Below are 13,342 nucleotides of genomic sequence, written 5' to 3' on the forward strand. Positions count from 1 at the left end.
GACCCGCGTGCCCGTACAAAGACCGGCACGGTACGGGTGTTTGGCACTGCACACCCCGGCTACCCATAGGGTGTGTCCCGGCCGGCATCGCAAGAGCAGCTCTACCGGTTCCTCGAGGACCGATTCGCCTGTGCCCAGGCGTGCACGGAGTGCGCCCGGGCTTGTGCCGTGCGCGCGGGTCTGCTCGATCCGGACGGCACCGAGCGCCAGGAGCGCGTACGCCGCCTCGGCGTCATGTGTGCCGAGGTGTGCGACGCCACCTGCCATGTCCTCGGCGAGCAGAACTGGCAGGACGAGGAGCAGATCCGGGTCAGGCTGGAGTGGTGCCGCTCGGTCTGCCTCGAATGCGCCGGCGCCTTCGACGGCCAGGCCGGCGCCGAATCGGCCGCGGCGGCGTGCCGGACATGCGCCGACGCCTGCTCGTCCTTCCTGGAGAGCCTCGACTGAGCCGGCCCGGACATGCATGGCCGTTCCGGGTCCGCCTGAGCAGGCCCCGCCCGGTATGCCGCCCCGCCCGCGCACAAGCGCTTCACCGCGACACCGTCCGCCGCCTCGGCGCGGACGGCCGGCTCGGCGTGGGCTGGGCGAAGCAGTACGGGGGCGCGGACGGACCATGATGGAGCAGTTCGTCTTCTCCGACGAGGCCGCCCAGGCAAGAAGGCCTCCTGCCGAAGGCCCTCTCCGGCGGGATGACTTCGCGATCGACTTCGCCATCGGCTCCAGCGAGCACGGCGACGAGTACGCCGTCAACGGCCAGAAGATCTGGCACCCGGCTCGACACCTTGAAGCTCCTCAACTGGCGGATGGCGCGCGCCGGTCAGGAGGGCACCCTCACCCCCGCAGGACACCTCGGCCGTCAAGGCCTACGGCTCCGGGGCCCGGCGGGACACCTACGCCTGGCTCGTGGAGATCGTCGCCGCCGGGAGCCCGCTCGAGGAGGGCTCGGCGGGCGCCGTCCTGTACGGCGAACTCGAGCGCGGCGACCGCTCGGCGGTGCTGTACCTTCGGCGGAGGCGGCAACGAGATCCGGCGAGAGATCATCGCCTGGATCGGACTGGGAATGCCGCGGGTGCGGCGTTAGCCTGCGGGCATGAGCGACCCTGGGCTCTTCACCCCGAGATCCGTGACCTGGCACTTACATGCCGACCCCATGATGTGGGTCGCAGGCATACGCGCGCTCTACCTCCAGGCCCTGCATCCGCGCGCGGTGCGGGGAGTCATGCAGAACTCCGACTTCTGGCGCGACGCCTGGGGAAGGCTCATGCGCACGGCCGGCTTCGTGGGCACGACGACGTACGGGACGACGGAGGCCGCCGAGCGGATCGGTGCCCGGGTCCGGAAGATCCACACCAAGCTGTCGGCGACGGATCCCGACACCGGTGAGCGGTACGGTGTCGACGAACCAGCCCTGCTGCTGTGGGTGCACTGCGCGGAGATCGACTCCTACCTGCACGTCGTGCGCCGCTCCGGCTTCCCGCTAGGCGACGCCCAGGCCGACCGGTACATCGCCGAACACCGCGTCAGCGCACGGCTGGTGGGCCTCGACCCGGAGGCCGTCCCGGGCGACCAGGCCGAGATGGAGGCCTATTTCGAGAAGGTGCGCCCGGAACTGACCGCCGGTCAGGAGGCCCAGACGGTGGACGACTTCCTGCAACGCCCGCCGACCCACCCCCTGCTCGTACCGGCCCGCGAGGCGCTCTGGCGGCACGTGGCGAACCTGGCGTACTCCTCTCTGCCGCCGTACGCCCATGAGCTGTACGGCAGACCGGCCCCCGCACCCGCCGTCGTCACCCGTCGGCTGCGGACGACCGGCGCACTGCTGCGTGCCGTCCCGGCACGGCTGCGCTGGCAGCTGCCGCCCAAGCACATCCTGACCGCGATGGCCAGGCTCGGCCCGGCTGCGCGACCGGCACCGCACAAGGCCGGCCGGTAGGCCCCGACAGGGGACCGGTCCGGCCTCTGGCCGAGGCGGATCACCGCGTGTTACGAAGAACCATGTCTGCCACCGAGGGAACCCGCACGTACGACGCCGTCATCGTCGGGGGCGGCCACAACGGCCTGGTCGCCGCCGCCTACCTGGCCCGGGCCGGCCGGTCCGTGCTGGTGCTGGAACGTCTGGACCACACCGGTGGGGCCGCCGTATCCACCCGCGCGTTCGCGGGCGTCGACGCCCGCCTGTCGCGCTACTCCTACCTGGTCAGCCTGCTGCCGTCGAAGATCGTGCGCGACCTCGGCCTGGACTTCCGGGTCCGGGCCCGCACCATCTCCTCGTACACCCCCGTGCAACGCGGCGGATGCGCCACCGGACTGCTCGTCGGCGGTGACCAGGAGCGCACCCGTGAGGCCTTCGCCCGGCTCACCGGCGGCGAGCGCGAGTACGAGGCCTGGCAGCGCTTCTACGAGATGACCGGCCGCCTCGCCCGGCGCGTGTTCCCGACCCTCACCGAACCTCTGCCCAGCCGTGAGGAACTGCGCTGCCGCGTCGACGACGAGAGCACCTGGCGGGCCGTGTTCGAGGAGCCGATCGGCGTCGCCGTCGAGGACAGCTTCACCGACGACCTGGTCCGAGGCGTGGTCCTCACCGACGCCCTCATCGGCACCTTCGCCGACGCCCACGACGCCTCCCTGGCCCAGAACCGCTGCTTCCTCTACCACGTCATCGGCGGCGGCACCGGCGCCTGGGACGTGCCGGTCGGCGGCATGGGCGCCCTCACCGACGCGCTGGCCGCCGCCGCGCGCGCCGCCGGCGCGGTCATCGAGACCGGGCACGAGGCCGTACGCATCGACACCGACGGACACACCGCCGAGGTCGTGCACCGCACGGCCGACGGCGAGGGCGTCGCCGCGGCCCGGTACGTGCTGGTCAACGCCTCTCCGCAGGAACTCGCCCGGCTGATGGGCGATCCGGCACCCGAGCCCGCCGAGGGCGCCCAGCTCAAGGTCAACATGCTGCTCAAGCGGCTGCCGAAGCTGCGCGACCCTTCCGTAGATCCCCGCGAGGCCTTCTCCGGCACCTTCCACATCGCCGAGGGCTACCGGCAGCTGGCCACGGCCCACGCCCAGGCCGCCGCCGGTGAACTCCCCACCGCCCCGCCCTCGGAGATCTACTGCCACTCCCTGACCGACCCCAGCATCCTCGGCCCCGACCTCGCCGCACGCGGCTACCACACGCTCACCCTCTTCGGCCTGCACACCCCCGCGCGGCTCTTCGCCCGGGACAACGACGGAGTGCGTGAGGAACTGCTGAAGTCCACCCTCGCCCAGTTCGACGCCCACCTCGCCGAACCCCTCGCCGACTGCCTCGCCCTCGATGCCGAGGGACGCCCCTGCATCGAGGCGAAGACCCCGCTCGACCTCGAGCGCGACCTGCGCCTGCCCGGCGGCAACATCTTCCACCGCGCCCTTTCCTGGCCGTACGCCCAGGAGGGCAGCGGGCGCTGGGGGGTGGAGACCCGGCACGCCCGTGTCCTGTTGTGCGGGGCGGGCGCGGTGCGCGGGGGAGGGGTGAGCGGGGTACCGGGGCACAACGCGGCGATGGCGGTGCTGGAGGCCACGTCGTGACCCCATGACGGAGGAAGCGATCCGGCAGAAAGCAAATGAGGTCGAGGCCGTTGTGGACCGGGCACCGGGTACGAGCCCGGCCCCGGTCCCGCCGCCGCGCTCCTCGACCACTGCGCCGGGCGGCTCGCCGGCCGCAGGCGGCCCAGGAGCGTCGACTTCGTCACCGAGATGCCCCGTGAGCCCGACGGCACGCCGTACAAGAGGCGGCTGCGACCTCTGCTGTGAAGGACGCACCCGGCAGGCGTGAGCCGCTGCCCGCATTCCGGCAAGGTCCTTGACCTGCCCGTCCGGCCGGCCCGAGGATCGGCTGTCATGACGCAGGGACGAGGCAGCACCGTCGACGGGGTGCTGCGGCGCAGCGCCCGCCGCACCCCGGCACGCATCGCGGTGGAGTACGGCGCACGGACATGGACGTACGAGGAACTCGACGGCGCCGTCTCCCGCGCCGCCGCAGTGCTGCTCGCCCAGGGCCTGGCGCCGGGCGACCGGGTCGGCGCCTACGGCCACAACTCCGACGCCTATCTCATCGGTTTCCTCGCCTGCGCACGTGCAGGCCTGGTCCACGTACCGGTCAACCAGAACCTCACCGGCGACGACCTGGCGTACCTGGTCCGTCAGTCGGGCAGCTCACTGGTGCTCGCCGATCCGGACCTGTCAGGACGACTCCCCGGGGACGTACCGGTCCTGCCCCTGCGGGACACCGGCGACTCGCTTCTGTCCCGGCTGGTGGACACACCGCCGTACGACGGCCCCGAACCGCGCACCGAGGACCTGGTGCAGCTGCTGTACACCTCCGGCACCACCGCCCTGCCCAAGGGCGCGATGATGACCCACCGGGCCCTGGTGCACGAGTACCTGAGCGCGATCACCGCCCTCGACCTGAGCGCGGGCGACCTGCCGGTGCACGCACTGCCGCTGTACCACTCGGCGCAGATGCACGTGTTCCTGCTGCCCTACCTCGCGGTCGGCGCGACGAACATCATTCTGGACGCGCCCGACGGGGACCGGCTGTTGGACCTCGTGGAAGCGGGCCGCGTGGACAGCCTGTTCGCGCCGCCCACGGTGTGGATCGGCCTGGCGAACCGGCCCGACTTCGCCACCCGGGACCTCGACGGCCTGCGCAAGGCGTACTACGGCGCGTCCATCATGCCGGTGCCCGTGCTGCGGCGGCTGCGTGAACGGCTGCCGGGACTGGCGTTCTACAACTGCTTCGGGCAGAGCGAGATCGGCCCCCTGGCCACGGTGCTCGGACCCGACGAGCACGAGGGCCGGCTGGACTCGTGCGGCCGGACCGTGCTGTTCGTGGACGCGCGCGTGGTGGACGACAAGGGGGACGACGTGCCCGACGGCACCGCCGGTGAAATCGTCTACCGCTCACCGCAGTTGTGCGAGGGGTACTGGGACAGGCCCGAGGAGACCGCCGAGGCCTTCCGGGACGGCTGGTTCCGCTCCGGTGACCTCGCGGTGCGCGACCCGGAGGGGTACTTCACCATTGTCGACCGGGTGAAGGACGTCATCAACTCCGGTGGAGTGCTGGTGGCTTCACGTCAGGTCGAAGATGTCCTGTACACCCACGAGGCCGTCGCCGAGGTCGCCGTGATCGGGCTGCCCGACGCGCGCTGGATCGAGGCCGTCACGGCGGTCGTCGTCCCGCGCGGCGAGGTCACGCAGGAACAACTCGTCGCCCACGTACGGGAGAAACTCCCGGCCTTCAAGGCGCCCAAGAGGGTGCTCTTCGTGGACGAGCTGCCGCGCAACGCGAGCGGGAAGATCCTCAAACGGGAACTGCGGGCCCGGCTCGGCGGCTGAGCCCCTGCCGGGGCTTTCGCGGCGGCGGCGACTGAGCTCGAGTCAAGTTGAGCTTCTGCCTTCGGGATCACCGGCAGCAGCCACTCGGGGAGACACTTACGGCGATGACGGTCGGTGCGCTGAACACCGGGCCTTGAAGGAGCTGACACAACGCCTGGACTCGCCTGTAGGTGATCACGCAGCAGGCGAGCTTCAGGAACGCCTCGTGGATGTCGTCGCGGATCTCCCAGCGGATCCGTAGCCGCCGGAAGCCGTGGATCCACGCGTTCGTCCGCTCGACTACCCAGCGGACCGAGCCCAGGCCGGAGCCGTGCGGAACTCCAGGAGCCGACGGTACTTGTCGAAGTCGTAGCCCCGGTCGGCGAACAACTGCCGTGGCCGGTGACGGGGGCGACCGGTCACTCCGCGGATCCGGGGGATCGCGTCGAGCGGGGGCAGCAGCTGGGTGATGTCGTGGCGGTTGCCACCGGTCAGGGTGATGGCGAGCGGGGTGCCGCCTGCGTCGGTGATGACGTGGTGCTTCGAGCCGGGCCGGGCACGGTCGACCGGGTTCGGCCCGGTTTTGGGCCGCCCCGACGGGCCTGGTGGTGGGAGCCGTCGATCACCGCCCGGGACCAGTCCAGCTCCGGCACGGTGCAGCTCGGTCAGCAGCACCTGGTGCAGCCGGTCCCACACCCCGGCCTCGTGCCAGTCCCGCAGCCGGCGCCAGCACGTCATCCCGGACCCGAAGCCGAGCTCCTGCGGCAGCCACTCCCACTGAATCCCGGTGTGCAGCACGAACAGGATGCCCTGCAGGCAACCACGGTCGTCCAGTGGCAGCCGGCCGGGATGGCGCGGACGCCGCTGCCTGACCGGCAGCAACGGCTCGCAGCTGACGGCCCGGAAAATAGGGTGCGATCGGCTGAGCTGGGGTGATAGGTAGACGATGTGACAGAGGGTCTTGAGTTTTCCGCTCTGCTGCAACTGATCGACGAGCGGTCGGCCGCGTTCCGGAGTGCGGTTGCCGCCGCGCCCAGCCTTGACGCGCCGGTGCCGTCCTGCCCCGAGTGGACGTTGTTCGATCTGGTGCAGCACCTGGGTACGGGCCAGCGCTGGTGGGCCGCGATCGTCGCCGCGGGCCCGGCTGAGGCTCCGCCGGCCAAGGGTGCCGCGGAGGTGCCGCGCGAGCTCGAGGCGCTGCTGGCCTGGTACGCCGAGTCGAACGAGCTGCTGCTGAGCGCGCTGCGCGAGGCTGGCCCGGAGCGCGAGTGCTGGGCGTGGTGGGACGCCGGCGTGTCGCCGGCGAATGCCTGGGGCGTTGCCCGGCGCCGGGTGCACGAGGTGCTGGTGCACACCTACGACGCCCAGCTCGCCGCAGGCGCCGTGCAGCCGATGCCGGCGGACGTCGCGATCGACGGCGTGGCCGAGTTTCTCGACACCTGCAACTCCACCCCGGCGGCCTGGCCGCACGAGGCCGCCACCATCCACTACCACGCCACCGAGGGCCGCTCCTGGCTCCTCACGCTGGACGGCACCGGCGCCTGGCCCGCACCCCTGACGGACCACGCCGCGCCCGCCTCCGCTTCGGCCACGGGCACGGCCGAGCAGCTGCTCCTCTTCGTCTGGGGCCGCCTCACGCTGAGCGACCTGAAGATCGAGGGCGACCAGCAGGTGTTCGAGCAGCTGATCGCCTGGGAGCCCGAGGAGTAGCCAGTCAATACCGCCGGCGGACGGCCTTGATGACGTCCGCGTCGATGAACATCGCGAACAGCTCCGCCTCCGCGCGGCGGACGGCCAGTACGGCCTCGTACAGCTCGGGCCCGAGCGGAAGCGCACCCGGCGCCGGACGAAGAAGCACCGGGCCGCAGCACGGAAGGTCGCCCAGCTGCACGCGAAGATACGGCGTCAGCGGCTCGACCACCACCACAAGCAGGCCGTTGCCCTGGTGCGTGAGCACGATGTGATCGTGCACGAGCGGCTGAACACGGCGGGCATGACCAAGGCTCCTGCCCCCAAGCCTGACCCCGGGCAAGATGGCGCGTTCCTTCCGAACGGTGCCGCCGCGAAGGCCGGGCTGAACCGCAGGATCCTCGACGCGGGTTGGGGACAGTTCCTGAGCATCCTGGCGCAGAAGGCTGAGAGTGCCGCTCGCCGCGTGGTCCCAGTGGACGCCCGCAACACCTCCCGCACGTGCCCGCCGGAGATTCGGCGGGTGCGGGCACGTCGCGAAGGAGAACCGTGTCACAAGCGAAGTTCGAGTGCGTCAAGTGCGGCCTGGTGGAGAACGCCGACCGCGTGGGCGCGCTGAACGTCCCGCACAGGGCCGGGCTGGTCCTCTGCGACAGCGCTTAGCCACCGATCCAGGAAGCCCGCGACTTCAGTCGTGGGTGGAGTCACGGAACGCAGGACCGACTGTGCCCCTCCTCCTGCAGCCACAGCAACGCCGTCCGGTGCCGTGCGAGTTGGTGCCGTGCGAGTCGGGCAGGACCGCTGCTTCCCGGGGAGCAGCGGTCCTGCCCGGTCTCATGCCTGTTCGGACCGGTGCACGAGGTGGGAACTAGTAGACGCTGACGCCGTAGGCGCTCAGTGCTTCGGTCACCGGCTGGAAGAAGGTCGTACCGCCGGAGCTGCAGTTGCCGCTGCCGCCGGAGGTCAGACCGATGGCCGCGGTGCCGTCGAACAGCGAACCGCCGGAGTCGCCGGGCTCGGCGCAGACATTGGTCTGGATGAGGCCGTAGACGATCTCGCCGTTGCCGTAGTTCACGGTGGCGTTGAGGGCCTGGACGGTGCCGCCGTGGACGCCGGTGGTCGAGCCGCTGCGCTTGACGGACTCGCCGACGTACGCGTTGGCGGCGGTGGTGATGTCCTGGCTGCTGCCGTTGTAGAGGTTGACGGTGCCGGGGTGGGTGACGTTGGCGTTGTCGTAGCGGACGATGCCGTAGTCGTTGGTCGGGAAGCTGGATCCGACGGTGGGGCCGATGTAGGTGCTGAAGCTGGAACTGGTGTACCAGTTCGGGAAGCCGTCGGTGCAGTGTCCCGCGGTCAGGAAGTAGTAGGTGCCGCTGCTGTTGCGGACGTTGAAGCCGACGGAGCACCGCCAGCCGGCGTCGGCGTAGATGGCCGTGCCGCCGTTGAGCAGCTTCTTGAAGGTGCCGCTGACGCGCTTGACGGTGACGGCGTCACCGTAGGCGGCGGTGGCGGACTTCAGCTTGGCCAGTTCGGCGCGTGAGACGCTGCTGTCGGCGCTCACCACGAGGGTGTCGCTCTTGGGGTCGACGGCCCAGGCGGTGCCGGGGATGTCGGCGGCCTTGGTGGCGTCGCTCGCCTTGGCGAGCTGGGCGGAGCTGTAGGTGACGAGCTCCGGCACGGCGCCGGCCTTGCGGACGGCCTGGGCGGCCTTCTGCGTGGTGACGTTGACGACGGCCGTCTTGGCCTTGGCGTCGTAGTACCAGCCGGCGGTCGAGGCGGTGCCCAGGGTGTGGGTCAGCTTGGCCGCGGTCTCGGGCGAGACCTTGGCGGGGGAGGCGGCCTGGGCGGCGGGCGTCGTGAGCGCCGCCGCGAGGAGCCCGGACGCCACGGCGATCAACCCGGAGCGTCTGGCGATGCGAGGGATCTTGACCTTCACTCGTTCCTCCTGGGTGGTGGGGGGGCCGGCCAGGTGGCACGTGATCGTCCCAGGGCATTTTCGACGTGCCCCTGACAAGCACACGGAGTGGAGTATTCAGGGTCGCAGGGGCAACGGACAAGCTGTCGGCAGCAGAATTTACGCGCGTAACACGTTGGTCCGGACCTGAAAGGTCACACCGACTCCCCGGGAGCCCACGCCAACTGATGTCCCATCAGGCGTCGGCCCCCGGGTCTCGGCCCTGTCCGCCTACCGCTGCCGGAGATCCACGATCCGGCGGATCTTGCCCACCGACCGCTCCAGGGACTCCGGTTCGACGATCTCCACGTCCACGGACACGCCGATGCCGTCCTTCACGGCGGCGACGATGGACCGCACGGCCGCCTCCCGGGTCTCGGGCGTGGCCCCGGGGCGCGCCTCGGCGCGGACGGTGAGCGCGTCCAGGCGGCCCTCCCGGGTGAGACGCAGCTGGAAGTGCGGCGCCACGCCGGGGGTGCGCAGCACGATCTCCTCGATCTGGGTCGGGAAGAGGTTCACCCCGCGCAGGATGACCATGTCGTCGCTGCGGCCGGTGACCTTCTCCATCCGCCGGAACACCCGGGCCGTGCCGGGCAGCAGACGGGTCAGATCCCGGGTGCGGTAGCGGACGACCGGCATCGCCTCCTTCGTCAGCGAGGTGAAGACCAGTTCGCCGCGCTCACCGTCCGGCAGCACCTCGCCGGTGATCGGATCCACCACCTCCGGGTAGAAGTGGTCCTCCCACACATGGAGCCCGTCCTTGGTCTCCACGCACTCCTGGGCCACACCCGGGCCGATCACCTCGGACAGCCCGTAGATGTCCACGGCGTCGATCGCGAACCGCTCCTCGATCTCGCGCCGCATCTGCTCGGTCCACGGCTCCGCGCCGAAGACGCCCACCCGCAGGGAGGTGCTCCGCGGGTCCACGCCCTGCCGTTCGAACTCGTCCAGCAGGGTCAGCATGTAGGAGGGGGTGACCATGATGACGTCCGGTTCCAGGTCCCGGATCAGCTGCACCTGGCGGGAGGTCATGCCACCGGACGCGGGGACGACCGTACAGCCCAGGCGTTCGGCGCCGTAGTGGGCACCCAGACCGCCCGTGAAGAGGCCATAGCCGTACGCCACGTGCACGGTGTCACCGGGCCGGCCGCCCGCCGCCCGGATCGAACGCGCCACCATGTCGGCCCACACCGAAAGGTCGTTGTCCGTGTAGCCGACCACTGTGGGCAGCCCCGTGGTGCCGCTTGAGGCATGGATGCGGCGGATCCGGTCCCGGGGCACAGCGAACATCCCGTACGGGTAGTTCGCCCGCAGGTCGGCCTTGGTGGTGAAGGGGAAGCGGGCCAGGTCCGCGAGCGAACGGCAGTCGTCGGGGTGGACGCCGGCCTTGTCGAAGGAGTCGCGGTAGAAGGGCACATGGTCATAGGCGTGCCGCAGCGAGGCGCGCAGCCGCTCCAGCTGGAGCGCCCGCAGCTCCTCCGGTCCGAGCCTTTCGCCCGCGTCCAGCAGGTCCGTCGCATCCGCCATCGGGGCGTCTCCTTCGTCAACCGCGCATTTCGGTTCGTCAACCGAACATTCCGGGCGACCGATCATTCGGTCGTTCTGTTCGAGGTCAGTAAATTCAGGCAACCGGTTCCAGACAAGGGGTCTGCCGTGATTTTCCGTCCGACCCCCGCTCCCGTCGGTCTTGGTCCTGGTCCTGATCAGGGCCCGGGTAATGCCTTGCGGCACGGGCGGCGGGACGGTGATGATCTCCGCATGCCGATCTTCGACGCTGCCGACGGGACCCGGCTCGCCTACCACCTCCGGGGCACCGGCGAGCCCCTCGCCGTCCTGCCCGGCGGTCCCATGCGCGCCTCCGCCTACCTCGGGGACCTGGGTGGGCTGACCGCCCACCGTCGGCTCGCCCTGCTCGACCTGCGCGGCACGGGTGACTCCGAGGCGCCGGCGGACCCGGCGACCTACCGATGCGACCGGATGGTCGAGGACGTTGAGCTATGGCGCGCCCACATGGGGCTGGAGCACATGGATCTGCTCGCCCACTCGGCGGGCGCCGCCCTGGCGATGCTCTACACGGCCCGCCATCCGCACCGGGTGCGACGGCTCGTGCTGGTCACCCCCAACCCATCGGCTCTCGGGATGCGGGCGACTCCCGAGGACCGGCTTGCCGCGGCCCTCCTACGGGCGGACGAACCCTGGTTCAAGGACGCCTTCGCGCCGTTCCGGGCCTGGCTCACCGGTGACGCCGATTTCGACGACGTGTTCCTGCCGTTCTTCCACGGCCGCTGGGACGAGGCGGCCCGCGCCCACGCGGACGCCGAGCCGGCACAGACCAACGAGGAGGCGGGCGAGCGCTACTTCGCCGAGGGTGCCTTCACCCCGGACGCGACCCGGGCGGCCCTCGCCGGTCTGGCCGCCCCGGTCCTCGTCCACGCGGGCGGACTCGACGGCGGCCCCCGCCCCGACCTGGCCCACCACACCGCCGCCGCCTTCCCGCACGCCGAGGTCGCCGTCCAGCCGGGGGCGGGCCACTACCCCTGGCTGGACGACCCGCAGTGGTTCGTGCGCCGCATCGTCGCCTTCCTCGAGGCAGAGGCCGGCGCCGACGCCGCTCTGCCATCGGCTGAGCGGGGACTGCGGGCCGGCCCGCACGGATAGCCTCCCGGCATCGACGTAGGTCCCGTACCTACTGGTCCCCGACCCGGTCCGCCGCCACCGTCGTTTCCCGCGTCCATCGGTAGTCCGCCTTGCCGCTCGGCGAGCGCTGGATGGCGTACGCCCAGGCTGGTCATGTCGTACGGCCCCTGCGCACCGATGGCGACTGCCCGCCCGTCGGCGACGGCGCCGCCGCGGTGGTCCCCGCAGCCGGGGACCGGCCCGCGAGCTGTGCGAGCGGCCCGCCTGGATCCGCGGCATCGCCCCCCGCATGCAGGCCCACGGCCTGGGCGTGCGCGACCTCACCGACTGACCCTCCGCCCGGCTCGCCGCAGAGAAAGCTCGGGTCGAACACCCCGTCGACACTGGGGAGTTGCACGCGCCATTGCGTGCACGGGAGGTCATCCCGCGCAAGTTCCTCCGCTTCGACGACGGCGTCCGCGTCAACCCCGTCGCCGGCGCCCTCGCGGCCGGCAGCAACACCCACCGACCGGACTCTCAGGTTGCGATACCGGTGATCACGGGCGTCGGTGATCAGGCCCGCCCTGGCGAGGTAGCCGTCGGCTCGGGTTGGGACAGTGCGGCCTCTCCTGCGGCGTCCGTCGCGTGACGCCGACGTGTGAGCGGCGCGCCTATCGAGGTGCAGACACCGAGCAGCCCAGCCGTGACGGCGAAGGCTGCCGGTGAACCGAATCGGTCGACGAGGACACCGCCGGCGGCCGTCCCCATGGCTGCCCCCAGGTTGTAGGCGGTGTTGATCCACGCGCCGGCCTCGGTGCGTGAGCCGTGGGGGACGAGCCTGTCGACGAGCTGATAGGCCGTGATCAGGAGGACGTCGGTGCACGCCCCGGTCAGCAGCAGGGCGATACCTGCCGCCGGTGCGGAGCACACCAGTGCGGGGAGCGCGTAGCAGACGGTGGAACAGGCGGCCAGCACCACCGGTCGGCGCGCGAGGGCGCCGCGCCAGCGGCGGCGGCCGTACACCAGGCCGCCGAGGACGCCACCGACTGAGAACAGGGTGGTCAGCACCCCGGCCACCAGCGTTCCCCAGGCGGCGAGGACCGCCACCTCGAAGAGGCACAGCGCACCTGCGACAGCCAGCACGAGCAACAGCAACGGCGTGAACCCTGGGGCTCGCAGGGGACTTCGAGGACGAGCGGCGGATGCCACACGCACGCTCGCAGGGGTCCGACGCAAGCCTGTCGCCAGCAGGCCGAAGCCAATGATGGCCAGTGCCGCGCACACCGCGAGCGTGGCCGCCGCGGAGGAGGCGGCGACCAGGAGTCCCCCGAGGACGGGACCGAGCGCGAAGACGGTGGACTCCGCTGCCGTGTCCAGACTCAACGCACACTGACGCTGCGCCTCGTCCGCCGTCAGCCTGCCCCACAGGGTCCGCATCAGCGGGCCGACCGGGGGCGGGCACGTCCCCGCCAGTACGGCGAGAGAGACGGTGAGCACGGCGGGCATGCGGGCGGCACAAGCGGCGGCCAGCGCGGACAGGCGCCCGCTCGCCCGCCGCCACGACCGCTGGGGCATTCCACGCGGCGGAGGCCTGCCGTTCTTCTCCGTGCGGCTCGTGGGATCCCGGCCACCCGACGCCTGAGAGCGGGGCAGAAGTCCTTCTCACACGGCCTGTCGGCCGTCCCGGGTGGTCGCTAGGCTGACCCGCGGACGACGGAACCGGGAGGAGCACGG

The 13,342-nt window shown here is 71.3% G+C and carries 11 protein-coding genes and 3 pseudogenes; 9 read left to right on the forward strand and 5 right to left on the reverse strand.

Annotated elements, in window-relative coordinates; all coding sequences use genetic code 11:
* Positions 1-72: 72 nt before the first annotated feature.
* The 5 genes and pseudogenes from K7G59_RS12825 to K7G59_RS12845 all read left to right on the forward strand — a co-directional run bounded on the left by K7G59_RS12825 (position 73) and on the right by K7G59_RS12845 (position 5,370).
* Positions 73-447, forward strand: a complete 375-nt coding sequence (locus K7G59_RS12825) for a ferredoxin (protein WP_225833591.1) — start codon at positions 73-75, stop codon at positions 445-447.
* A gap of 48 nt (positions 448-495) precedes the next feature.
* A pseudogene (locus tag K7G59_RS12830) lies at positions 496-1,081 on the forward strand (acyl-CoA dehydrogenase family protein); the annotation flags it as partial.
* 9 nt (positions 1,082-1,090) lie between these two features.
* Positions 1,091-1,933 (forward strand): oxygenase MpaB family protein, encoded by an 843-nt coding sequence (locus K7G59_RS12835; protein WP_225833593.1) that lies wholly within the window; start codon positions 1,091-1,093, stop codon positions 1,931-1,933.
* 62 nt (positions 1,934-1,995) lie between these two features.
* Positions 1,996-3,561 (forward strand): NAD(P)/FAD-dependent oxidoreductase, encoded by a 1,566-nt coding sequence (locus K7G59_RS12840; RefSeq protein ID WP_225833595.1) that lies wholly within the window; start codon positions 1,996-1,998, stop codon positions 3,559-3,561.
* Between the two features lie 312 nt (positions 3,562-3,873).
* Complete coding sequence (locus K7G59_RS12845) at positions 3,874-5,370, forward strand: acyl-CoA synthetase (RefSeq protein ID WP_225833597.1); 1,497 nt, start codon at positions 3,874-3,876, stop codon at positions 5,368-5,370.
* 67 nt (positions 5,371-5,437) lie between these two features.
* Here K7G59_RS12845 and K7G59_RS35315 read toward each other — a convergent pair whose 3' ends face one another.
* Together K7G59_RS35315 and K7G59_RS12850 are read right to left on the reverse strand one after the other, a co-directional pair.
* On the reverse strand, positions 5,438-5,671 hold the full coding sequence (locus tag K7G59_RS35315) for a transposase (protein WP_374114222.1): 234 nt from the start codon (positions 5,669-5,671) through the stop codon (positions 5,438-5,440).
* Positions 5,650-6,231, reverse strand: a complete 582-nt coding sequence (locus K7G59_RS12850; protein WP_374114216.1) for an IS5 family transposase — start codon at positions 6,229-6,231, stop codon at positions 5,650-5,652. The genes K7G59_RS35315 and K7G59_RS12850 overlap by 22 nt, the downstream gene beginning before the upstream one ends.
* 66 nt (positions 6,232-6,297) lie before the next feature.
* Between K7G59_RS12850 and K7G59_RS12855 the strand changes: the two genes are divergently transcribed.
* Both K7G59_RS12855 and K7G59_RS12860 read left to right on the forward strand, forming a co-directional pair.
* Positions 6,298-7,059: a maleylpyruvate isomerase family mycothiol-dependent enzyme gene (locus tag K7G59_RS12855; protein ID WP_225833599.1), complete on the forward strand. Its 762-nt coding sequence runs from the start codon at positions 6,298-6,300 to the stop codon at positions 7,057-7,059.
* Between the two features lie 118 nt (positions 7,060-7,177).
* Positions 7,178-7,701, forward strand: a pseudogene (locus K7G59_RS12860) (RNA-guided endonuclease InsQ/TnpB family protein); the annotation flags it as partial.
* A gap of 205 nt (positions 7,702-7,906) precedes the next feature.
* Here K7G59_RS12860 and K7G59_RS12865 read toward each other — a convergent pair.
* On the reverse strand, positions 7,907-8,974 hold the full coding sequence (locus K7G59_RS12865) for a S1 family peptidase (protein ID WP_225833601.1): 1,068 nt from the start codon (positions 8,972-8,974) through the stop codon (positions 7,907-7,909).
* Between the two features lie 249 nt (positions 8,975-9,223).
* A complete protein-coding gene (paaK, locus tag K7G59_RS12870; RefSeq protein ID WP_225833603.1) occupies positions 9,224-10,519 on the reverse strand; it encodes a phenylacetate--CoA ligase PaaK in 1,296 nt (431 codons plus the stop codon).
* Between the two features lie 231 nt (positions 10,520-10,750).
* Between paaK and K7G59_RS12875 the strand changes: the two genes are divergently transcribed.
* Both K7G59_RS12875 and K7G59_RS12880 read left to right on the forward strand, forming a co-directional pair.
* The gene (locus K7G59_RS12875; RefSeq protein WP_225833605.1) at positions 10,751-11,650 is read left to right on the forward strand and encodes an alpha/beta fold hydrolase; all 900 of its coding nucleotides are present in this window, start codon (positions 10,751-10,753) and stop codon (positions 11,648-11,650) included.
* A 122-nt stretch (positions 11,651-11,772) separates the two neighbouring features.
* Positions 11,773-12,119, forward strand: a pseudogene (locus K7G59_RS12880) (lipid-transfer protein); the annotation flags it as partial.
* Between the two features lie 62 nt (positions 12,120-12,181).
* Here the strand turns inward: K7G59_RS12880 and K7G59_RS12885 are convergent.
* Positions 12,182-13,183 (reverse strand): MFS transporter, encoded by a 1,002-nt coding sequence (locus tag K7G59_RS12885; protein ID WP_225833607.1) that lies wholly within the window; start codon positions 13,181-13,183, stop codon positions 12,182-12,184.
* Positions 13,184-13,342 lie beyond the last annotated feature (159 nt).

The sequence above is a fragment of the Streptomyces sp. NK08204 genome (assembly GCF_020400585.1).
GTDB lineage: Bacteria > Actinomycetota > Actinomycetes > Streptomycetales > Streptomycetaceae > Streptomyces.

Bases quoted from the DNA above. Each gene is read 5' to 3' on its own strand.
- K7G59_RS12835 (WP_225833593.1), top strand. From the start codon at position 1,091: ATGAGCGACCCTGGGCTCTTCACCCCGAGATCCGTGACCTGGCACTTA.
- K7G59_RS12840 (WP_225833595.1), top strand. From the start codon at position 1,996: ATGTCTGCCACCGAGGGAACCCGCACGTACGACGCCGTCATCGTCGGG.
- K7G59_RS12845 (WP_225833597.1), top strand. From the start codon at position 3,874: ATGACGCAGGGACGAGGCAGCACCGTCGACGGGGTGCTGCGGCGCAGC.
- paaK (WP_225833603.1), bottom strand. From the start codon at position 10,519: ATGGCGGATGCGACGGACCTGCTGGACGCGGGCGAAAGGCTCGGACCG.
- K7G59_RS12875 (WP_225833605.1), top strand. From the start codon at position 10,751: ATGCCGATCTTCGACGCTGCCGACGGGACCCGGCTCGCCTACCACCTC.
- K7G59_RS12885 (WP_225833607.1), bottom strand. From the start codon at position 13,183: ATGCCCCAGCGGTCGTGGCGGCGGGCGAGCGGGCGCCTGTCCGCGCTG.